The following is a 24,003-nucleotide window of genomic DNA, read 5'->3' as shown; positions in this document are numbered from 1 at the left end:
ATATTTATCTTTTCAAAAATGGTATTTTTTTTATTGCTATCCATTTTAATTTCAAAGCACATACACCATACAAAATAGTTGCAATACTTAATGCTATACCACTGAATAATAACGTCATAATTCTTGAAGATGTAACATCTATCATATTACATAGTTCATACAATCCTAGTCCCAAAACACATGCTATTGCTAGCACACCAAAAAAGCTTTTTACATGAATAGAATAGGCAATATAGCTTCGAATATACAAATGATTTACAATACAAATCAATACGTAAGTAATTAATGTACTATACGCTGCTCCATCTATGCCAAACTTCTGTACTAACATAATGTTTAACACGACTTTCACACAACTTGCGCCGATAACAATCCATGCAGCTTGTTCAGAACGATTAATCCCCTGTAGAACACCTATTGATAATACCATAACCGCAGTAAAATACGAACTGCCAATCATAACTGTTAACATACTACTGCCTTTTATGTCTGTGAACAATCCGACATTTAAAGGTACTGTTAATGCCATCAACCATATTGTTAATGGTGCTGTCAAAACATGCGCTAGTCGATTTGTATTTTGAATTGTTATTTTCGCCAAATTTATATCTCTTTTGGCCAATGCGGAAGTTAAGAGTGGTATTAACGGAAATACAATTGCACTTGCAAAAATAACAATTATTTGCGTAAATGCAAAACCGCGACTGTATATTCCAAATTGTTCTTGAATTTCTGTTGATGATCCTTGTAATACATGCGGTATTGTAAGCGAGTCTACTAAATTTAAAAGTGGCATTGATAAAGCTCCGATAGCAATCGGAATCGATACCCGTAATATCTTTTTCCCGTTTTCTCTTAAATCTCGGAGCGAATAGGAATTGCTTTTATTGTAGTATGGACTTCTATTATATTTTATACGCAAATATATAAGCGAACTAATGGCTCCAAGAAAAGATCCAACCATCGCACCACTAGTAATAACAGTATTACTCTTATCCCATGATACTAGTATGTAAGCAATTATTAACATAAAAAGCACACGTACAAATTGCTCAATGACTTGCGATATTCCTGTTGGTTTCATATCACCGAAACCTTGAAAATACCCTCTATAAACCGCCATGTATGGCGCAATGAGTAATGCTAATGAAGTAATAAGCAACGGCATTCTAGTTTCTTGTCCACCAAGCATATTTGCAATTTCAATAGAAAATAATGCAATGACTAAACATCCGAAAACGCCAAATGCTATCCCTATAATTGACGCTGATGTAAATAATTTCGCAATTTCTTTTTGCTTATTTTTTTCGTTCAACTCTGCAATTAGTTTCGAAATCGCAAGTGGAACTCCGGCTACCGATAATGTAAGAGCAATCATATATACAGGAAAAACGAGTCGGAAAATACCGAGCACTTCATCCCCTGCAATATTTTGTAATGGAATTTGAAAAAAACTACCAAGCAATTTCGACAAAAAAGTTGTAATTGTTAAAATTGCTGCTCCTTTTACAAACTTTTTATTCATATTTTTTCTCTTTTCTTTTATACATATACTCTCAAACATATTGTTTTAAACGATAGGGATTCATTTTACCCCATTGGTTATCATAACAAATTTATTATAGGTTGAATACTTGGTTTTTTTTTCAAAATAGAAAAGAGAATCAGTTTACGCCTATCTCTTCATAATTCAATTTCTAATTCCTTCCATTATATATATACACATTATAACCTTTTTTGTTACTCAAAAGAGCTCTTCTTCTCTATCACTGCGATACATATTACTAAAAACATTATAAGAATATCCCACAACTCTACATTATAATTTATGTAAGATTGTGAGATATTCTAATTACCATCTAAACACTTAAGATTTTCAATTGTTCTTTCTGTTCATCGTTCGCCATTACTACAATTGTTTTTTCAATACTCGGATGTACTTGCTCAAGCTTTACACTTGCCCCTGCTTTATTTGATTGCTCAACAAAATTTAATAATGCCATAGCTCCTGATACATCCATATAACGCACATCTTTCATACGTAAAACAACCGGCGACTTCACATCTTGTAAAGTAGAGAAAATACGATCTACTGATAGAAAAGAGAGCGGCCCTTGAATCGTGTACATTTCTTCTCTTTCTTTTACGATAGAAGTTTTACGTTCTTTACATTTCACCATATATATAATGAAAGAAAGAATAATACCGAATGCAACAGCAATCATTAAATCGAACTTCACTGTGACAATCATCGTTACGAACATAACAACGACATCACCTTTAGGAGCGACATGCATCTTTTTCATACTTTCCCAGTCGAACATTCCAATACCAGTTAAAATTAAAATACCTGATAATACAGCAAGCGGAATGTATTGTACGACCGAACCAAGCCCCATAATAAAAATAAATAATATAACACTATGCATACATGCCGAAAGTGCTGTTTTACCACCACTTCTTATATTCACGATAGACCTTACAGTTGCACCTGCTCCTGCTAATCCGCCGAACAAACCGCTCGCAATATTACCAATACCTTGTCCGATTAACTCTTTATTACTTTTATGACGTGTCCCCGTCACATTATCCATTACGACAGACGTTAATAATGAGTCAATTGATCCTAGTAAAGCAATACTAAGTGCTGGTAATACAAGTGCTAACATGCCATTTGCGTCTAAAGCCGGTACGTGAAGAGATGGCATCGCCTCTGGAATTGCACCAATCTTTTCAATCATCTTATTTAAAGAAAGAGTTCCTACAACTGGTAAGTTTACTGTAATTCCTTGTAGCATAGAAGAAAATAACGGCAACGTTACTGTAACACCTACTAATGCTACTAAACTTGATGGAATGGCCTTAATCCATTTTCCAGAAACAATCATTACAATGATCGTTAATAACACAAGTAGAAAGCTATTTTGTACGTGCTTCATTTCACCTAAAATAATAATCAGTGCAATTCCGTTCATAAATCCTGAAACAACAGGATACGGAATATAACGAACGTAAGAGCCGAGCTTACATACACCAAATAAGATTTGAAATAACCCTGCCATCATAAATGCAATAAAACTTGCTTCTAATCCGTGAGTTGCAATAACGCCTGTTGCAATAACTGTAATCGGCCCAGTAGGACCCGTTACTTGCCCCGGTGTACCGCCAAATAACGCCGCAAACAAACCTGCAAAAATCGCACCATACAATCCGGCCAGCGCTCCCTCAGACGTTCCCGTTGCGGCAATACCAAATGCAATTGCTAGCGGCAAAGCAACAATCGCAACAGTAAACCCTGCTAAACATTCCTTTGCTATTTTTTGAAACATATAAATAACCACCTTTGTATAAAGTCCACGTTCCATTGTACATCTAAAACAAATCATTCGTTAGCGTATTTATAAAAAACTCTTTACAGTCTCGTGAAGTAAACGTCTACATTTATAAATAGCCTTCCCAAGTCAAACTAAAAAACAGCAATATGACAAATCTACCTTTGGAAACAAACTTGACTATGCTATAATGAACAAATTAAATCTTTTACTATATACTTGGAGGCACTATGCTAACTTTTGAAGAAAAATTATCAATTATTGAATCTTTCCCGGAATTAGAAAGAAAGAACGTATCATTAAAACGCGTAAACTTTCACTTTGAAGAAAGTCGTTTAGATAAAAAGAACGTTGTATATCATTTACATCCAAACGGAAACGGATTTGTATATGCAAACTTCATTAAAGGTTATAAAACAGATGATAAAGGCATGATTAACATCCGTGAGTTTTCAGAAGAAGAACTGCGTTCATTAATTGAAAAAGTAATTGAACGTCTATCACAGGAGCAAGAGGAAATTGTAGCACCAATGGAACCTGCTGCCGAAGAGGAATGGCGTAACGAAGATGGTCATATTCTTACTCTTATCTCAGAGGATGACATGTGGAATGTTTACGCTGGCGTAAACTTAGACGGTACATTCAACTCTTATCCAGAAGCTGCGGAATACCTTGATGAAGAAGGTTTCTCACGTAAATAATACGTTCCTTACTACTCATGAGGCCGTCCCAATTTTTTTGGGACGGCCTTCTTTTTATTAATAGGTAGGCTATCATTGTTGTATTTTGTATTTAAGTCGCTATAATGAGAGTTAAGCTTTCGGACAGTCCCATCCCTAAATTCATGGAATCAAAACTTCTTATTCTCACTATCCCCTATAAAAATTTGAATTTGACAACTATAAGACTCCGTATTAAAAAAATCATTAACTAACTCTACTTCAATAAAACTCTCCACTTCTATATTGTTTTCTTTTGTATATTTAATTATATTATTTCTACGTTCTTCTTCATTTTCTTTACTATACGCTAATGTTACATATTTCCCGCCCGGTAATACTTTTATATTTTGCATCTCTTCCATATGTACATGATCTTGTACTTTATTAAAAACATACTTTGGTTCTACATCCCACTTTTCATTGACATTGTATAGAATACCCATTTCCATTGACATTTTCTCTTCATAATCTTGAATAAGTTTCTCTAAATCAGAATAATACAGTAACTCTTGTAAACTCCCCACTTCTTTACAAGGCGCCACAATGACATAACGCTGTTCAAAGAACTGAATACACACTTCATCATTTTTTAATATTTCCTGTGAACTCCCTACTTTTTCATTTAAGTCATCAATCGTTTCAATTACCTCTTTCATTTTCTTTATATGTTCTTCCGCTTCCGCCCTCTTTAATTGTAAAAATTGCAGCAATTTATCCGTATCACATTCCTTAAAGATCTCTTGAAGTTCTACTATACTGGTGTTCAACTCTCTACAGCTTTTTATAATATCAATGTGAATGAATTGATCTATAGAATAATATCTATATCCTGTTGATTCATCAATATGTTTCGGAATAAGAATCCCCATCTTATGATAGTACCTTAACGCTTTTATCGTTATATCCTTTATTTTTGCAACTTCTCCAATAGAAAATATTTTTTTCATTTGAATCTCTTCCCTCATATTTTTTCTCACACAACCATTGACTCTCCCCTTAGAGGAGACCTTACTATTTATAATAAGTCATTTATATTGATAAAGGGAGTATACAATTATGAACACAGTAAAATATAGAAGTCTTGTTAAGGAAGACTATGAGCCTATAAAACATTTAATTGGTGAGGCATTTGGATTTAATGAATTCATTACAGATAAAAAATTTTTAAATTCACTATTAAACTTCTACCTACACAGTTGCATTTTAGGAAGTTCCTTTAGTACGGTAGCTGAAAAAGATAATAAAATTATCGGTGTCATTTTAGGCGATTCCGAAAAAGATAAAAATCGTTTAAAGAGATTCCATAATACTGTTAGCTTTGCCTTTAACACGCTGAAACTATTCATGACTAATAAAGAGAATAGAGGGTTTTTAAAAGCATTTATAAAAGTTCAAAAAACATATAAAGAACTAATTCAAGGAAAAGAAGATCATTTTCAAGGCTGTATACAATTATTCATCGTATCCGAAGAATCTAGAGGTCTTGGAGTTGGGAAATCTTTATTAAATCATTTATTCCAATACATGACAAAAGAAGTTGTTACATCTTTATATTTATATACAGATAATGAATGCAACTATGGATTTTATGACAAACAAAACTTCCAACGTATACAAGAAAAAGCAGTTAATTTTGGACCAAAAGAAGAAGATTTCAACATATTTTTATACCGCTATGACTTTAACTAATAGTAATATTTACACTTCGACGCTCTTTGCTAATTAGCAAAGAGCTATATTAAGTATGATATCACTCGCGAATGGTTATCAAAAAATCATACTAGCTTAAATCCTCCAGCCAAACTCTTCTACTACTATTGTTTCAGTTCGATTAGTGCGAAAAAGAGGAAGATATGTAACAACTTCAATGTAAAAAGGAGCGCACAACATGGAATGGATTCACGAATTATTTCAGCAATATGGGTATTATGTAGTACTTGTTGGGTTACTTTTAGAATATATTGCTCTTCCGTTTCCCGGAGAGCCGACATTAGCCTATGCAGGATTTTTATCACATCAAGGTGATTTAAGTTTACCAATTTTAATTATTTTATCTTTTATTGGGACAAGCGTAGGTATGACATTCCAATACTTTTTAGGAAATAAACTCGGCATGCCTTTCATTCAAAAGTACGGGAAATATGTATTTTTAACAGAACGGAAAATTAATTTAACGAAAATGTGGTTTGATAAATACGGATATTTTCTAATCTTTATCGCCTTTTTCATTCCAGGCGTTCGCCACTTTACAGGATACTTTGCAGGAATTATCAACTTACCGTTTCGCCGCTTTGCGATGACAATTTATTCAGGCGCCCTATTTTGGGTATCCTTCTTCTTAATCGGTGGTTACTGGTTAGGGGAAAACTTAGAAGATATATTCATGGTACTTGAACAACACATTTGGAAAATTATCTTCGGTATTATTATCATTACGCTAATCACCCGATTTCGCAAAAAAATAAAGCATGTGTTTATAAAAAATCTAAATTAAAACGAGCAGCATGTTATTAAAATCATTCATCCATAAGTATTATCCAGCTTAGCTGATTACACAAATAATAAAGTGAAACTTTAATCAGTAGGGGTTTTGTGCATCCTCCACTGATTATTAGCCCTCACCAATCGGGCATTTACGGGCAGTAAGGCTCCCACTTAGCTGTTCACAAAAATAATAAAAAGCGGAGACCCATTGTCTCCGCTTTTTCACATACATTTTGTTTCCGAACTAACTCTCACCATTAATTTTTTTTGCGTCTAAACAATCTTGCTCCCAAAATTAATGCGAACATACCTGCAAAAATAGAAGTAGATTCAGTTGATGCTCCCCCTGTTTGAGGAAGTAATTTTGATTGCTTATTATTTTCTTTACTAGATGGTACTTCTACTTTATCTTGTACATCTTGTTTATTTGATACTTCCAGTTGCTCTTTTACCTCTTGTTTTTCTAACACATTTGCTTCTTCTTTCACCTTTAGTGTTTCCGGTTTTAATGACTCTTCTATTTCTTCTGTTGTTTCTTCTTCAATCTTTTCTTCCTGTTCTGGTGTTACTAAGATTTCCGGTTTTTCTGTTACCTCTGGCTTCTCTAACACATTTGGTTCTTCAGTCACCTTTGGTGTTTCTGGTTTTAATGACTCTTCTATTTCTTCTGTTGTTTCTTCTTCAATCTTTTCTTCTTGTTCTGGTGTTACTAAGATTTCCGGTTTTTCTGTTATCTCTGGTTTTTCTAGCACATTTGGTTCTTCTGTTACCTTTGGTGTTTCCGGTTTTAATGACTCTTCTATTTCTTCTGTTGTTTCTTCTTCAATCTTTTCTTCCTGTTCTGGTTTTACTAAGATTTCCGGTTTTTCTGTTACCTCTGGTTTTTCTAGCTCATTCGGCTCTTCTGTCACCTTTGGCTCTTCCGGTTTTTCTTCTTTTAACTCTTCTGTTGTTTCTTCTTCAATCTTTTCTTCTTCTTCTGGTTTCACCCAGATTTCCGGTTTATCTGTAACTTCTGGCTTCTCTAGTTCGTTCGGCCCCTCTGTTACCTTTGGCTCTTCCGGCTTTTCTTCTTTTAACTCTTCTGTTGTTTCTTCTTCAACTTTCTCTTCTTCTGGTTTCACCCAGATTTCCGGCTTTTCTTTCTCCTCTGGATTCTCAAGAACATTCGATTCTTCTGTCACCTTTGGTTCTTCCGGTTTTGCTGAGTGTTCCAGTTCTTCTGTCGTTTCTACTTCCCCTTGCTCTTCTACTTCTGTTGCTTCATGCATCTTTATATTCGTAATATTATATCCGTTAACTTTCGATTGATATCCCGATACAGGTTGTTCTTTCACTTCATACTTATAAGCTTTTCCATCATTATCAACTGCTGGTAACTTTTCAAACTCATATTTCCAATCATTTGCTCCAGTAACTGCTTTCGTTGCAATGACTTTACCATTTTGCAGTAAATCTACTTTAATTGTTTCCGGACGATCTTTTACTTTGTCGCCTTCCCACGTTTTCGTTCCTGCAATAGATGTAGTTTTCAACTTATTTGGAACCATAAGTTTTATTCCAGTTACATCATCCTTCTTAATTGTAAAAGGGATTTTCGTTTGCGGATCAAACTCTACATAGTTCGGTGCTGAAATTTCTTGTACATAGTAATTACCTGGAGAAAGGTTTGGCGCTTCAACTATTCCGTCTTGATTTGTTGTATAGGAATCACCGATTTGCTGACCTGACTCTGTGTACAATTTAAAAGAAACACCTGGGATAGCTTTCCCTTCGTTTCCTTCAATATGCTTAACAATTTGCAGCGTTCCTTTTGCAGGTAACTTCCCTTCAACTTCGCCATCGAATGCTATATTTTCAACCTTTACACTATTAGATTCAGAAGTAGGCTTCTCATATAAGATTTGATAATTAAGTTTATAGTCATTCTGTAAATGTTTTAACTTTTTCCCGGCATCAGTAATCGTTGATGTATAGGCAACAGTAAATGAATTAGCATTCCCCATATGTCTATAAATCACGACTTCAAATGAATTATCACTAGCAAATGTAATATATCCATAACCTCGCTCTTGAAATTGTTTAAGAGACAAAGATTCTTTATTACTAATATTAATAGTAAAGCTGTCTTTATTAAGCATTTGACCTTCTTGTAATGTATCTTTCAAAACGATATTGTCATGTAAATATTGTTTCTTCAAATTTATATTTAGAAACCAGCGTACTTCATTACTTTTATCTGGCTGAATATCACCAGATTTATAGAAAAAGTACCCAGGCTCTTGCCCCTCACTTTTTGGGTGAGTAATGCTTACCGTTTGTTTTTCTAAACTTGTTCCTAAATTCGTTTGTACATCTTTCGTTGTTCCAACTTCTACATTAGTACCTTGAACAGTAAAACTAAACTTCCCTCTAATATCTTCAAGCTGCTCTACTGTATCATTAAACGTACAGACCACATTATTTTTATTAATCTGGCAAGTACCAAAAACGCGCCCTTTTTCATCCTTTAAGGGAATCGTTCCACTATATCCATTTAATTCTGGAGGAAGTGCTAACGTTAATGTATCCCCAGACTTCATCTTCTTTCCGGGTTTTTCACTAAAGTTTACATGTATGCTAGTCTTGTCCCCGTAATTTAATTTTGTTTTTTCAAATGCAAAACTATCAACAAATCCTGTTGTGTTTAATTCTTGAGCATGACTTATAATAGGCATAAAAACTTGTCCAATAATAACAGTAAAAATAAAACAAATTACAGATATTCTTTTTAAATATGTACTCATAAATCCTCCATCTTTGATTACTTTATTTTTCTACCCTAAACCACACTTTAAAATAAAGATTATTTGCAGCATCAAACTATCTTTACTTATCAATGAAAGATAAACAACTTAAAGCATTCATACTTTAACTCGATTTCTCTTTTGGGCAGCCAACAATAAATATTAGTCCTTATAAAAATGCATTACAAGACTGTTCATCCACTCGTCGATTTGTTACTATTATAGTAGTAACCAAAATGCACCGAATGACCGTTTTATTCATATGGTCATCTGATGATTGATTATCTTTCTTCTTCAAATATACTCCACCACATTCTCCTCTAATAACTTTATTCCACTCACACTAAAAATGTTATTTCAATATCTATCAAATCTATCTCCTAATTTCAACATACCCTTATTTAAAGAGATTAATATACATTTAAAATCAAAATACAATAGCAAAAAATATTTTTATATAACAATACAAACTGTTTATAAATAGAAAATACATACTTCTTTTAATCATTATCAAAAAAACAAGGCTACCTTTCCTTATTAAGAAAGATAGCCTTGTTTGTATAGACAACCGCTCTACCACCTAGTTTTTCGCGCCTTTCAACGACTCTCTCAGCACAAATTTTTGTAATTTCCCACTCGCATTACGCGGAAGTTCATCTACAAATAAGTAATGACGCGGACGTTTATAGTCTGCTAATTCATCACTTTCTTTACAATACGTTTCTAAATCTGCTTCTGAAATATTTTCATCTTTCTTTACAACGACCGCAACTACGCGCTCTCCCCATAGTTCATCTGGCTCACCAAGTACCGCAACATCTAATACACCAGGGTGACTATGAAGGAAATCTTCAATTTCGCGAGGATAAATATTTACGCCACCGCTAATTACCATATCATCAACGCGGTCTGCAACGAATAAATAACCGTCTTTATCGAAGTAGCCTAAATCACCAGAATGATACCAGCCTTTATACATCGATTTTGCATTTGCTTCTTCTCGATTATGATAACCAGCCATCATAGTTGGACCGCGCAAAATAATTTCGCCTACCTCATAAGGAGGTAACGTATCATCTGGCTCTGCCGGTGCATCTTCGTTCGGTTTGACGATTCGAATTTCATGGCTAAAGCACGGTGTTCCTGCTGAGCCAGCTTTCGTAATCTGATCCTCTTCTACAAGAAACGCAACAACTGGTCCCATTTCTGTCATTCCGTAAATTTGAACAAGATCAATATAAAGACGTTCTTTACATTCCTTCACTAGCGCCGGAGCCATTGCAGCCCCGCCATATACACCGATCTTCATCGAAGTTAAATCATACTCAGCTAGATCTTTTTGCAATAACATATTCCACATCGTCGGTGCAGCAAAAAACGTCGTAATCTTCTCTTCTTGAATCGTATGTAATACTGTTTCCGTATCAAAATGATGTAAAATAACATTCTTTCCGCCCACTTGAATGCGCGGTATGATTCCAGCGTTTAACTCGCCGCAGTGATATAAAGGCGCTACCACAAGTCCGGCGCTATCCCTGTTATATTTTATGAAATACGTACAAATCATACTATGCTCAGCCATATCACGATGGCGATGTAGTACGCCTTTCGGATGACCAGTCGTACCACTCGTATAAAGCATAGAGCAATAATCCATTTCATCGACTACAATATCTACTTTTTCAGCTGATGCTTCATTTACTTTTTCATGGTAGGAACTAGCATAAGAAGGTGCATCGTCTTCTACATACCAAAAAGACGAATTTGGAAAATCTCGTTCAATCATAGTAACTGTTGATTCGACTGCTTTTTCAAAGACAACTACTTTCGAGGCTGCATCTTGGAGGATATACGATAATTCTTTTGCTTTTAAGCGGAAATTAATCGGATTAAAAATCGCCCCAATTTTGGCACATGCTAAGTAAACGTTTACAAATTCACGACAATTATATAAGTAAACAGATACACAATCTCCCTTTCTTACTCCTTCTTTCAATAGAGCTTGCGCCGTTTTATTTATTTGCTCATCCCACTGTTTATATGTCCAGCGAATATTTTTTTCTGGTTCTACTAAGGCCTCTTTATTTGGATACTTGCCAACTGCTAAATCAAAAATTCTCCCTATCGTCATGTACATGCCAACAATTTCCCCCTTTTCTCTTTCATAAATCTATCATTTCGTCTATAAGTAGACATTGTCCTCTAATAATATGACTAATTTTTCTGATTATTATCGACATAGTTTTACAAACCTTGGCCCTTAACGGTAAATGAAATTATATTGGCGATTTTTCGAATATATCAACCGCAACTCAATTTATATCAGCGATTTTTAAAATATATCGATTTACCGACAAAAGCGGACAACAATAGCCCCTATATTAAAAAGAGACCATCCCAAAATTGGGATAGCCTTCTCCTTCTTACGCGAATAGCTCTTCTAAAATTTTCAGTTTATCTTCTGTATATTTCACGAAGCCATCGTTATATGATTTTGGATCTTTCGGATTTGCAAAGTGTGTAATTGCTCCTGTTTGTGGGTGAACAAATTTACTTGATGCCCCGCAACCAAGTCCGATAATCGATTGTACTTCTTCCATAATAACAATATTATAGATACTTTCTTGCGTCGGTATTGCATACCCAACGTTTTCTAAGTTACCTAAAATATTTTTTTGACGATATAAATAGTATGGTACGTAATTGTGGTTCTTCGTCCACTCTTCCGCCTCATGCATCATCGCAGTAATTTCTTCGCGACCTGCTACTTTATATTTACGTTTATTTTGCGTCATTTCAGAAGCACGTTTAAATGATAACGTATGAACTGTTAACGATTCTGGCATTAACTTTTCTGTTTCATCTAACGTATGCTTAAAGATGTCTAATCCTTCACCAGGAAGACCAATAATTAAATCCATATTAATATTGTTCATTCCCATTTCACGTGCTAAATGATACTTCTCAATTGTCTCTTCTACAGTGTGATGACGTCCAATTGCTTTTAGTGTCTCTTGATGGTATGACTGCGGATTAATACTAATACGGTCAATATTCCATTTATTTAACACTTCTAGCTTCGCTGGTGTAATCGTATCTGGGCGACCTGCCTCAACTGTTACTTCACGTACATCTTTCACATCAGGGAACGCTTCGTACATTTCTTCATACAGCATATCCATCTCTTCTGCTGTAATACTCGTCGGTGTACCGCCGCCGTAATAAATCGTCGTAACTGTAACACCTTTTTCTTTTAAAAACTTACCAATTTCACGAACTTCATAATGTAACCCGCCTAAGAACGAATCAACTGACCCTTGGCGTCCGTTAATTGCATAAGCCGGGAACGTACAGTACGCACATTTTGTAGGACAAAACGGAATACCGATGTAAATACTTACTTCTTCTTTCAAACGGTATAAATCTGGAATAACCGCTAATTGGCAATCAACGATACGCTGAAGAAGCTCAATTTTTTCTTCATGAATTAAATAACTTTCACGAAGTTCTTTATGTGCTTCTTCTTTTGACATACCATTTTGAAGCAGTTTGTGAAGAAGTTTCGTTGGGCGTACCCCAGTTAATATTCCCCAGCTCTGTTCAAGTCCAGTTAGCTGTTGAAGTACAGAAAGATATACATAAGAAACAACATGTTTCACTTGCTTCATACGTTCTTTTTCTTCTGTGAAAGCAGATAAATCTTTAGAGAATGTTTCTTCATATACATTTCCAGTCGCAACATCTGTTAAACGAGCCGATGCTGTCACATTACCTTCTATCTGTATATCAACGATAAGATTTGCTTCTTCTTGCTCAAACCCTATCTTGCTCTCTTCAAAAAATAAGCCGCCAATATTTTGCAGCGGACGTAAAAAACGATCATCTTGTAACGTTTTAATTGAAATTAACAACATTATCACCTTTTCATTTACAAACTCTCTTTAGTTTACTTGAAGGGCGTTTGCAGGTCAATACAGAAGGTTTTACCTGTTCCTCTTACATTTTTACTATTATTTCAAATAACTCTTTTTATGAATATCCCTCATGTGTATAGACATCATGATTTTCTCTTGTTAAAATTTATTAGTACTAGATTGGCACATAGTGAAAATACAATATAAAAAGGAGGAATATTAACACAAGATTCAACAATCTAATGTGTTAAAAACAAATATGAAAAAGAAATTTTATAGCGTTTTAACCCTCTCTCTTGCATTACAAACTGTTCTTGCACCTACTTATTCATTTGCAGAGAGTGCTGAAAAATCTGCCGGAGTATATACGGAGGATCAAGTTTTTAAAAGTATCAAAGAGCATGTAAAAGAGCATAGTACTCATGAAGAAGATATCGAGGTTACTGGCCAATTCCTACTATACACATCAAAAAAACATTCATTATATGACGCAAGTGATTTAAAAAACAAATCGAATATCGAGATTACAGAACAAGTCGTAACGGCGACAAAGAAAAAAGGGAATGCATACTACATAACAACTCCAGCTGGCGCTGGATGGGTAAATAACAATGATAATAGCTTAGAAGTTCAAGAGATTCATAAACTATCTGATCAAAAATTAATCGTAAAAGAAGAAGCTTCCATACATGCACTTCCGTTCCAATCGTTTAAAGAAGAAGGGAAACTACAGCCACAAGTCATTACTCCTACTGAACAAGCGGGAAATTGGTTTAAAGTCCAAATAAATGAAACATCAAAATGGATTTATGCACCTTATGCTACATTTGAAGGTACAAAAGCTTCATTATTAAAAAACGGTCGTTCTGCTAAAAGTAGTTTATTGAGAGCTCCAGATGCTCTACAAACAAACAATATTTATGGCGTTACATTTAAAGAAATGATTGTCCCAAAAGGAAATGACGATATTCGCCCTGGCTACCCGATGGTCCCTAAATATATTACGATTCACGAAACGGCTAATCCAGCGAAAGGTGCCAATGCTCTAAATCACGCAAAATTCTTAGATAGTCAAGCACGCGGAACAGCTGATCGCGCCGCATCTTGGCATTTCACAGTAGATGATAAAGAAATTTATCAACATCTTCCAGTAAATGAAGTTGGATGGCATGCTGGAAATAAAACTGGAAACTATGAATCTATCGGAATTGAAATTGCCGTTAATGAAGATGGAAACTATGAAAAAGCGGTAGAAAATGCCCGTAAATTGGCAGCTTATTTAATGAACGAATTAAATATTTCTCTAGATAAGGTCCAAAAACACCAATTTTGGTCAGGAAAAAATTGCCCTGCGTATATGATTCAACGCGGACAATGGGATGCTTTCTTAAAAGGAACTGAAACATACTATAAGGAAAACCGAAAAGATCCAGTAACTGATGACATTACAGGTGGATGGTATGAACAAGACATTCGTCAATTAGCAGCTAGAGGCATTATGCAAGGAGAAGGGAACGGCAAGTACTTCCCAGAACGTCTTGTAACGCGTGCTGAATTTGCTACATTAATTACTCGTGCTTTACAATTACCAAGTGGAAATGCTAATTTCACAGACTTAGAACAAGTACATCCATCTTTAAGAGATGGTATTAATCGTGCAGCAAGCGCAGGCATAATCCGCGGACGTGGCGATAATATATTTGATCCAAATACTACAATTACACGCGAAGAAGCTGTTATTATGATTGATCGTTCTCTAAAACACGCTGGTATTTTCGCAAAACCAGTTGAACTACCATTCGTAGACCAAAACTTAATTTACGCTAAAGAAGAAGTACAAAGAGTGTATGGATATGGAATTGTAAAAGGTAATGAATTTAATCAATTCGTACCAAAAGGACCATCACAACGTGCTCACGCAGCTGCATTTATAAACAGAATGCTTAACGTGATTGAAGCTTAAACACGAAAAAAAACGTAGCGTTTTAGCTACGTTTTTTTCATCTTTCTTCAAGAGCTTTTTTCACCTTATTTCTTCTATATAAAATAAAAAGGCATAAGAGATAACCTTTTCTCTTATGCCTTTTATAAATCTATTAACTATTTTTAATCATAAATCTTAAACGTATTCCTAATAGCACAAGAATTACACCTATAAATGGAAGGTAATTCGTATTATGCCCTGTAGCTGGAAGTTTTTGATTATTAGAACCTCCTTGTTCTTTTTCTGGTAAGTTAGGCTTTTCTGTTCCTTCGCCTGGCTTTTCTGTTCCTTCGCCTGGCTTTTCTGTTCCTTCACCTGGTTTTTCTGTTCCTTCGCCTGGTGTTTCTGTCTCTCCACCTGGCTTTTCTATTCCTTCACCTGGTGTTCCTGTTTCCCCACCTGGCTTTTCTGTTCCTTCACCTGGTTTTTCTGTTCCTTCACCCGGTTTTTCTGTTCCTTCACCTGGCTTTTCTGTTCCTTCACCTGGCTTTTCTGTTCCTTCACCTGGTTTTTCTGTTCCTTCACCTGGTTTTTCCGGACCTTTTCCTGTTTCTTTTTCATTGGTAATTTGAAGCTTTATAACTTCTACTTTCTCATTAGAAATCGTAAATTCAATTCCCTTATCGGATAAATTATATCCTTCTGGAGCCTGGACTTCTTTTAAAACGTAATCTCCTGGTTCCAGTTTCTTCGAAGTTGCTTTACCATTTTTATCTGATGTTAATGTGTCTATCTTCATTCCATCTTTCAGAATTTCAAACACTGCACCTTCTAATTTTTTATCTGTATCATTAGCATCTATCTTTGTAATTTCTACTTGACCTGTGATTTTTTCTTTCACTTTTTCATTCAATACTTCTTGCTTCACTACTTCATTTGCTACAACATTTACTTCTACTATAACTTCTATCGCTTTGTAGCCTTCTGGCGCTTTTGTTTCTTCTAACGTGTACTTTCCTGGCACTAAGTTTTCGAATGTCACAACACCATCTTTATTTGTTGTCTTCGCCTCTCCAACCACTTGACCATTTTCGTTTTCCAGTCTGAATTCCGCGCCTTCTAGAACTTTTCCACTCTCTGCATCCCTTTTTATTACTTGTAAGCTTCCTAGTTCTTTTGCATTTTCTACTTGTACTTGTACTACTTTGTTTGCTTCCACAACAATTTCAATTTCTTCTTTTAATAATGTATATCCTTGTGGTGCTTTCGTTTCTTTTAATTTGTATTTTCCTGGTTCTAATTTCTTAGAGATTACTTTACCTGTTTTATCTGTTTGTAACGTCTCTACTTTCTTACTATCTTTATACACTTTAAATTCTGCGTCTGATAAAAGCTTCGTTTTATCGTTTGCATCTACTTTTATGATTTCAAATTGACCCGTAATGTTTTCTTTCACTTTTTCATTCAATACTTCTTGTTTTACTACTTCATTTGCTACAACATTTACTTCCACTTTTAATTCTACCGCTTTGTAGCCTTCCGGCGCTTTCGTTTCTTCTAACGTGTACTTACCTGGCACTACGTTTTCGAATGTCACAACACCATCTTTATTCGTTGTTTTCGCTTCTCCAACTACTTGACCAGTTTCGTTTTTCAGTCTAAATTCCGCGCCTTCTAGAACCTTCCCACTCTCCGCATCCTTTTTGATTACTTGTAAGCTTCCTAGTTCTTTCGTATTTTCAACCGGTACTTCAACTACTTTGTTTGCTTCCACAACGACTTCAAGTTCTTCTTTTAACAACTTATATCCTTGTGGTGCTTTCGTTTCTTTTAATGTGTATTTTCCTGGTTCTAATTTTCTAGAGATGACTTTACCTGTTTTATCTGTTTGTAACGTCTCTACTTTCTTACCATCTTTATACACTTCAAACTCTGCGTCTGATAATAGCTTCGTTTTATCGTTCGCATCTACTTTTATGATTTCAAATTGACCAAGGCTCTTACTATTCGTTACTTCTACATCAACAACTTTTTCACCGTCTACTGTTACATGAATTACTTGTTTTGTTAACTCATAACCTTCTGGTGCTTTTGTTTCTTCTAACGTATATTCACCTGGCACTAGTCCGTCTACTTTAACAGTTCCAGACTCATCTGTTGTAATTCCTTCTTTTACAACATATCCTTTAGCATCTTTCAATGTAAATTCTGCGCCTGCTAAACGTTTCGCTTGATCTTTATCATCCGTCTTAATAATTTGTAGAGAACCTAAGACTTTTTCGTTTTCTGCCTCTATTTTTACTATTTCGTTCTCATTTTGAATTGTTACTTTCCATTCTTTATTAGAAAGTTTATAGCCCGCTGGTGCTTTCGTCTCTTTCACTGTGTATTCACCTAATGGTAATTTCGGTGACATCACTTTTCCACTCTCATCTGTTTTCAGTTCCGCTACCTTTTTACCATCTTTATACACTTCGAATTCTGCACCTGATAACACTTTCGTTTTATCATTCGCATCTACTTTCACAATTTTAAATTGACCTGTTACTTTTTCATTCTTAACTTCTTGTTTTACTACTTCATTTGCTACAACGTTTACTTCCACTGTTACTTCTACTGCTTTGTAGCCTTCTGGTGCTTTCGTTTCTTCTAACGTGTACTTTCCTGGCACTACGTTTTCGAATGTCACAACACCATCTTTATTCGTTGTTTTCGCTTCTCCAACTACTTGACCAGTTTCGTTTTTCAGTCTGAATTCCGCGCCTTCTAGAACTTTTCCACTCTCTGCATCCTTTTTGATTACTTGTAAGCTTCCTAGTTCTTTCGCATTTTCTACTTGTACTTGTACTACTTTGTTTGCTTCCACAACGACTTCAATTTCTTCTTTTAGTAATTTATATCCTTGTGGTGCTTTCGTTTCTTTTAATGTGTATTTTCCTGGTTCTAATTTCTTAGAGATTACTTTACCTGTTTTATCTGTTCGTAATGTATCTATTTTTTCACCATCTTTATACACTTCAAACTCTGCGTCTGATAATAGCTTCGTTTTATCATTCGCATCTACTTTTACGATTTCAAATTGACCTGTTACTTTTTCAACGATCTGTTTATTCAACACATCTACAGTCACTGTTTTATTAGCAGCTACATCAACACGAACTGAGCTAGATGATAGTTCATAACCTTTTGGCGCTTCAACTTCTTTTAATGTATATGTTCCAACTGGAAGGTGTTTGGATAAAGCCTCACCTTTATCGTCTGTAATGATTGTTTCCACAACATTCCCATCTTTATCTATAACATCAAATTTTGCACCTGGTAGAAGTTGACCTGATTCACTATCTTTTTTCAATAATTTAAATTGGCCAGTTTCTACTTTTTTCGTATTCTTCATAACAAGTTCAATTACGTTTGTCTTATTAATTGTTACTTTTACTGGTGTATCAACTTTTATATATCCTTCTGGTGCACTAATTTCTTTTACAAAATAATCACCAAGTGGTAAATCTTTAACTTCCGCAATACCCTTTTCGTTTGTTGTAACAGTAGCTACAACATTATTATCTTTGTCTATAACATCAAATTTTGCGTCTTTTAAAACAATGTTTTCATCGTTTTCATCAACTTTTTTAATTTGTAAATATCCTTTTTCAGCTGCTGGCTTATTCCATTTTGGCCAGTCGAATTTAAAGTTATGAACCTCAAATCCATCTCTTTGGTGTAATCCTCCAACATAGGCTTGTCCATTAATAGAACCGCCCTTTGTCTCTACAACAGCATTAGGTGCAAACACACTACCTACTACACCATAACCTTTAGTTGTTATCTTTGTAGCATTAGGGAACACCCAAATGACTTTACTAGCTAACTCAGTAAAAAAGGAATTAGGGTCATATGGTTGAGATGTATTAACTAATGTGAACCCTCCCTTATCTGTTGTATCATACAAAATTGCACCGCCACCAAAATTCACTTCTTCTGCATCTGAATAAATAACAATAAAGTCTTTATTATCTACATTCGGAAGAAAAACGTCTTTTACATCAAATGTTTTCTTTCCATTTTGGCCTGAAGAAACGTAAATATTAGGGTTATTTACATCTTCACCGATCCCAAAGGTCATATTTGCTTTTGGTTTATCAGTATGTAATTGACTCGCATCTCCAATTACACCATCAACGTCTTTTCTAAATTCTTTAAACTTAGCATCAATCTCTGCTTGCTCTTTATAAGAGATGCGGTCATATGATGATTTCATTACTCCTTCTGGGTCACCATCTTTTGTCATTGCCACTGTTCCATCTTGGATAATTACTTGTCCTGTTCCCGCTTTCGTAAATTGACCACCTAGTAATAATGATGGATATCCTTCATCTACCCATGTTGCTCCAGCTAAGTTGTTCGCTCCAGTTGCAGCCGCTACGACTGTATAACTTGATGCATTCATATTCTTTTGAATAGCCATTGCACCCTCAATATCCGCACTCGTTGCACTATGATCTCCAAAAATGATGGCGTTGTAATAAGATACATCACCTAAACCTTTTAATTCTGTTGTAGCTGCCTCTGCTTTAAATGGTAAATGGATTAAAAAATTCATACATATTAGTAATACAACTATAAAACTACTACTTATTTTTTTTACTTTTTGATTAAATGATTTCCTCAAGAAATTCATTCCCCCTTTTAAACTTCCTAAAACCAGAAAAAGAAGCACATTTCATATGTACCAAGTCTTACTCACCTTATCTTAAAATAATCCATTTAAATAAAACAAAGAAACTCTACAACTAATTAATAAAATTACTACAATTCATTTTTGAAATAATACGTGAACTAAACTATCATGCGGAAATGTTTTTACGTACGGGAGCCCAATAAAATTAATCTGAAGAATATTTCATGTGGTGTAACTATTTTGGCAACATCATCCACTTTACAGCAATTTTCTAAATGATTCAAGTTAATTGTATGAATTTCAGACACAATTCATCTTGTGGAACGCTTTCATTTTTAAAATAAAACCGGCAAAAAACGTAGCCCAAAAGCTACGTTTTCCTTTTATTGTTTCGGTGTATGTTTATGATTCTTTAAAAAAGGAAGCGGGAATTGCTTACGAAAATGCTCTTTAATCATATACTCTACGCCGTTCTCAGTATTAGAACGTGTAATCCAGTCTGCGGCTTGCTTTAATTCTACAGGAGCGTTCCCCATTGCTACCCCGAGCCCAACATTTTCAATTACCTCTAAGTCTTCTATGCTATCTCCAATCGCAACCATTTCACTAAGGTTAATATTTAAATGCTCCCCAAGTAATTGTAAACCACGTAGTTTTGATATATTTTGAGGGAGAATTTCTATACGTCTCTCATCACACTCGACGTACTCTACATCTTGAAATGCCTTTCTTAACGTATTCATCCCTCTTTCTCTTTCACCTTTCGTATGGAAAACAATATCAATTTTTGGTGCAGCTACTGGATGATCACGCAGTGCATCACCTAGCGAATCTACAAATTGAACCGGATAAAATAACGGATCTGCGCTTGATAATACAGTACGCGCAATTAAGTTTGGTGTATTTCTCTCACGATTCCCAATTGAATATCGTTCATGAGAAATGCGAACATTACAATCAAAATGCTCTAACACTTGCACGATATTAAAGGTTTTCTCTTCAGACAATCTCCTTTGAGCGAACGGTTTATCTAACGATGCTGAAACGAAAGCTCCACCGTGTGTAACTAATATAGAATCTAATTTTAACGCCTTCGCTATTTTATGAGCAGATTGAAAATTGCGACTCGTAAACAATGTAACGTATACATCTTTTCTTTTCACAAATTCAATTGTCTCTCGTAACCCTTTGGCAATTTTTCCGTTGTTGTATAGTAGTGTCCCATCTATATTAAGAGCTAGTAAGCGATAAATCATGTCGCACTCCCCCTCTTCGCTGTTGTACTCTATCCATAATTTATGAAATAAATGTAGTAAATAGAACGAGTTAGAATTACTGCTGTAAATTTGGTTTACTATATACATATACGACTGGCAAAGGAGATAGTACAATGCAGGCACCACCTTCTTTTTATGAAGGCGATACGTTAGAGGTCGCAAAGAAGTTACTCGGACATAAACTCGTTCATATTGTAGACGACATAAAGCGAAGCGGAATTATTGTAGAAGTAGAAGCATACAAAGGTCCAGATGATAAGGCCGCTCATAGTTACGGAGGCAGACGGACTAATCGAACGGAAGTAATGTTCGGCGCACCAGGACATGCTTACGTATATTTAATTTACGGTATGTATCATTGCTTTAACGTAATTACAGCACCAATCGGCACCCCGCAAGGAGTTCTCATTCGTGCTCTTGAACCTGTAGACGGAATCGAAGAAATGACACTAGCGCGCTACAACAAAATCGACATTACGAAAACTCAGTATAAAAACTTAACAAATGGCCCTGGAAAACTATGCCGCGCACTCGGAATCACTTTAGAAGAGCGCGGCGTATCACTTCAAAGTGATACGTTACATATTGAACTCGTTCCAGAAGAAGAACATATATCATCACAATATAAAATAACGGCAGGACCTCGTATTAACATCGATTATGCAGAAGAAGCTGTACATTATCCGTGGCGGTTTTATTATGAGGGGCATCCGTTTGTTTCAAAATAAAAAGGGGAGCTTAAATGATAGGCCCCCCTATAGTAAACAATACAAAGAAAGCACATTAATCTGTTCACTAATGAATAATCATATTTTTTTGATTAATAATCAACTATGCCCAAGGGAAACATATTGAAATGATTTCAAATTTCATTGTCCTTTACAAAAAGGTTGCTATAGACCCACTGTATTTTGAACTGATAACATAAAAAAGGTAAATTATAAGAGCTAGGAGGAACATATAAAAATGAATTCATCCAAAGTAGCCTTTTTATCAGTATTAAGTAATTCTTTTGTTGTTGTTTTAAAAGTTGTTGTTGGTATATTTACTGGTTCAGTAGCCATTCTTTCCGAGGCTATTCATTCCTCATTAGATTTATTAGCTTCAATCATCGCTTTCTTTTCTGTCCGAATTTCGAATAAACCAGCTGATAAAATACACCCCTATGGACATGGAAAAATAGAAAATATTTCTGGAACTATTGAAACATTACTAATTTTTGTAGCTGGTTTTTGGATCATTTATGAATGTATTCTTAAATTAATACATCCTGAACCAATTAAACTTCCATTTTTAGGAATATTCGTGATGTTGATAGGAGCATCCATCAATTTTGTAGTATCACGAATTGTTAACAAAACTGCTAAAAAAACAAATTCTATTGCAATGAAATCTAATGCACTACATTTACTCACAGATGTTTATACTTCATTGGGTGTTGCAATTAGCTTATTTCTAGTTAGCTTAACTGAATGGTATTTTCTAGACCCGATTATTGGGATAATTTTAGCTGTTTATATTATGTTTGAAGCTTACAAATTAATGAAAGAATCCTTCCCTCCACTAGTTGATGCACGCTTATTACCCGCAGAAGAAGAAAAAATCATAAAAATTATTGAATCTTATAAAGATGAATATATTGAATTTCATGATTTTCGCACAAGACGTTCAGGTCCAACTGAATACGTAGATTTTCACCTTGTCGTTTCATCTCACTACAACATTGAAACAGCACATAGATTATGTGATCGAATTGAAGAAAATATTATAAAACAATTTGAACGTGCTCATATAATAATCCATTTGGAACCAGAACATGAAATTTCATTAAAATAAATTAAAAAAATATCAGATGAAAGCAAGTATGTCTCGAAAGAGAAGCGATTGGGATAATGCTTGTATAGAAAACTGCTTCAGCCATTTTAAATCAAAGTGTTTTCATTTATACTCTTCTCTTCTGTAAAGCCGATGAGGTTAAACTTGCCCTGCGCAAATATATATACTTTTATAATCAACAAAGATTCCAAAAGAAATTAAACAACCTGAGTCCATATAAATATAGAACTCAGGTTGTTTAATTGTGCTGTTTAAATACTATCTACTTAACAGAGGTCCCTTTACTCCGCACCTTCCGCAGTCGCGATATCACTCTCTAAATTTTCTCTCGATAATTCCGCAGTCATAAAATCAGCTGTTTCCGGAAGTGCTAAATGCATATGAGCTTTTTGACAAATTTGGATCGTACAGTTTTCTACAACATAATCGAAAACATGTCCGCCCCCATTTCTTTCATCATCAATGTAATGTAAGTGGAAACCAGCTACACCAATACCTTGCGCGTAATCTGGTGTCCAAAATCCAGCTAGCGTACCATCTGTATTTTTAAATGAAAAGATTGGTTGTGATTTCGTCACTTCAACGAGCGGCGTATACGGTTTTTCTTGTCTTGGAACGGTTCTCGTTCTTACTTCACGGAACGTACCGTCCATTCGAATTGCATAAAATAAGTTTTTACTTGGCATTAATTCATGTAATAATGCTTCCACTTCTTCACGATTCATCGGACGCTCTACCGTATAACTCATTTCTTTTTCAAAAAATGTTACAGTCGCAAACGGTGTTGTTTCTTCCGGTTCTACTTTTTCTGCGGAGCCGTCTGAACGTAAATGATAAAATTCATTATCAAATGCGATCATTTCACCATCTAATTGATCAAATGTACCGATGCCGAAATCCCCGCGCTCTTTCAATTCTTCAAAGTTAATAACACCATCGTATATACCATCTAATAACGCAAGCATCGTTGAAGTTTGATATACTTCATTATTCGTTTTCGTTCTTTTCGCATCAATATCAATTACTTGTGCAACACTCATCTCACTCACG

General features: G+C 35.0%; 16 protein-coding genes. 7 read left to right on the top strand and 9 right to left on the bottom strand.

What is annotated here, in order from left to right; translation table 11 throughout:
* Positions 1–4 precede the first annotated feature (4 nt).
* Together ACFWDE_RS08140 and ACFWDE_RS08135 are read right to left on the bottom strand one after the other, a co-directional pair.
* Positions 5–1,525 (bottom strand): putative polysaccharide biosynthesis protein, encoded by a 1,521-nt coding sequence (locus tag ACFWDE_RS08140; RefSeq protein WP_377891391.1) that lies wholly within the window; start codon positions 1,523–1,525, stop codon positions 5–7.
* Between the two features lie 334 nt (positions 1,526–1,859).
* Positions 1,860–3,329, bottom strand: a complete 1,470-nt coding sequence (locus ACFWDE_RS08135) for a SulP family inorganic anion transporter (protein WP_377891389.1) — start codon at positions 3,327–3,329, stop codon at positions 1,860–1,862.
* Between the two features lie 233 nt (positions 3,330–3,562).
* Between ACFWDE_RS08135 and ACFWDE_RS08130 the strand changes: the two genes are divergently transcribed.
* Complete coding sequence (locus ACFWDE_RS08130) at positions 3,563–4,033, top strand: hypothetical protein (protein ID WP_016103847.1); 471 nt, start codon at positions 3,563–3,565, stop codon at positions 4,031–4,033.
* Between the two features lie 149 nt (positions 4,034–4,182).
* Here the strand turns inward: ACFWDE_RS08130 and ACFWDE_RS08125 are convergent, their stop codons facing one another.
* Positions 4,183–5,031: a MerR family transcriptional regulator gene (locus tag ACFWDE_RS08125; RefSeq protein WP_377891387.1), complete on the bottom strand. Its 849-nt coding sequence runs from the start codon at positions 5,029–5,031 to the stop codon at positions 4,183–4,185.
* A gap of 79 nt (positions 5,032–5,110) precedes the next feature.
* Between ACFWDE_RS08125 and ACFWDE_RS08120 the strand changes: the two genes are divergently transcribed.
* Together ACFWDE_RS08120 and ACFWDE_RS08115 are read left to right on the top strand one after the other, a co-directional pair.
* Positions 5,111–5,743, top strand: a complete 633-nt coding sequence (locus ACFWDE_RS08120) for a GNAT family N-acetyltransferase (protein WP_377891385.1) — start codon at positions 5,111–5,113, stop codon at positions 5,741–5,743.
* A 199-nt stretch (positions 5,744–5,942) separates the two neighbouring features.
* The gene (locus ACFWDE_RS08115) at positions 5,943–6,548 is read left to right on the top strand and encodes a DedA family protein (protein ID WP_377891383.1); all 606 of its coding nucleotides are present in this window, start codon (positions 5,943–5,945) and stop codon (positions 6,546–6,548) included.
* Between the two features lie 247 nt (positions 6,549–6,795).
* Here the strand turns inward: ACFWDE_RS08115 and ACFWDE_RS08110 are convergent, their stop codons facing one another.
* The 3 genes from ACFWDE_RS08110 to ACFWDE_RS08100 form a co-directional block, all read right to left on the bottom strand.
* Positions 6,796–9,324 carry a Cna B-type domain-containing protein gene (locus ACFWDE_RS08110; protein ID WP_377891381.1) on the bottom strand — a complete coding sequence of 843 codons (2,529 nt, stop codon included), beginning with the start codon at positions 9,322–9,324 and terminating at the stop codon, positions 6,796–6,798.
* Positions 9,325–9,904: 580 nt separating this feature from the next.
* Complete coding sequence (locus ACFWDE_RS08105; RefSeq protein ID WP_377891379.1) at positions 9,905–11,461, bottom strand: fatty acid--CoA ligase; 1,557 nt, start codon at positions 11,459–11,461, stop codon at positions 9,905–9,907.
* A 286-nt stretch (positions 11,462–11,747) separates the two neighbouring features.
* A complete protein-coding gene (locus ACFWDE_RS08100) occupies positions 11,748–13,238 on the bottom strand; it encodes a coproporphyrinogen III oxidase (protein ID WP_377891377.1) in 1,491 nt (496 codons plus the stop codon).
* Positions 13,239–13,497: 259 nt separating this feature from the next.
* Here ACFWDE_RS08100 and ACFWDE_RS08095 point away from each other — a divergent pair, with 259 nt between their 5' ends.
* Positions 13,498–15,201: an S-layer homology domain-containing protein gene (locus ACFWDE_RS08095; protein WP_377891375.1), complete on the top strand. Its 1,704-nt coding sequence runs from the start codon at positions 13,498–13,500 to the stop codon at positions 15,199–15,201.
* A gap of 133 nt (positions 15,202–15,334) precedes the next feature.
* On the opposite strand, the gene ACFWDE_RS08090 is transcribed toward ACFWDE_RS08095, so the two are convergent.
* Together ACFWDE_RS08090 and ACFWDE_RS08085 are read right to left on the bottom strand one after the other, a co-directional pair.
* Entirely contained in the window at positions 15,335–19,831 is a 4,497-nt protein-coding gene (locus ACFWDE_RS08090) for a SpaA isopeptide-forming pilin-related protein (RefSeq protein WP_377891373.1), read from the bottom strand.
* Between the two features lie 392 nt (positions 19,832–20,223).
* The gene (locus tag ACFWDE_RS08085) at positions 20,224–21,096 is read right to left on the bottom strand and encodes a Cof-type HAD-IIB family hydrolase (RefSeq protein WP_377891371.1); all 873 of its coding nucleotides are present in this window, start codon (positions 21,094–21,096) and stop codon (positions 20,224–20,226) included.
* Between the two features lie 134 nt (positions 21,097–21,230).
* Between ACFWDE_RS08085 and ACFWDE_RS08080 the strand changes: the two genes are divergently transcribed.
* The 3 genes from ACFWDE_RS08080 to ACFWDE_RS08070 all read left to right on the top strand — a co-directional run bounded on the left by ACFWDE_RS08080 (position 21,231) and on the right by ACFWDE_RS08070 (position 23,195).
* Complete coding sequence (locus tag ACFWDE_RS08080; RefSeq protein ID WP_377891369.1) at positions 21,231–21,845, top strand: DNA-3-methyladenine glycosylase; 615 nt, start codon at positions 21,231–21,233, stop codon at positions 21,843–21,845.
* 238 nt (positions 21,846–22,083) lie between these two features.
* Positions 22,084–22,953 carry a cation diffusion facilitator family transporter gene (locus ACFWDE_RS08075; protein ID WP_219917278.1) on the top strand — a complete coding sequence of 290 codons (870 nt, stop codon included), beginning with the start codon at positions 22,084–22,086 and terminating at the stop codon, positions 22,951–22,953.
* A gap of 83 nt (positions 22,954–23,036) precedes the next feature.
* Positions 23,037–23,195, top strand: a complete 159-nt coding sequence (locus ACFWDE_RS08070) for an IS3 family transposase (protein WP_377891393.1) — start codon at positions 23,037–23,039, stop codon at positions 23,193–23,195.
* A gap of 39 nt (positions 23,196–23,234) precedes the next feature.
* Here the strand turns inward: ACFWDE_RS08070 and alsD are convergent, their stop codons facing one another.
* Positions 23,235–23,993, bottom strand: a complete 759-nt coding sequence (gene alsD / locus ACFWDE_RS08065) for an alpha-acetolactate decarboxylase (RefSeq protein WP_377891366.1) — start codon at positions 23,991–23,993, stop codon at positions 23,235–23,237.
* Positions 23,994–24,003 lie beyond the last annotated feature (10 nt).

Origin of the sequence: Bacillus sp. NPDC060175 (genome assembly GCF_042728695.1) — a bacterium.
In the GTDB taxonomy this organism is placed as follows: domain Bacteria; phylum Bacillota; class Bacilli; order Bacillales; family Bacillaceae_G; genus Bacillus_A.
This window is presented reverse-complemented; position numbering and strand designations above follow the sequence as displayed.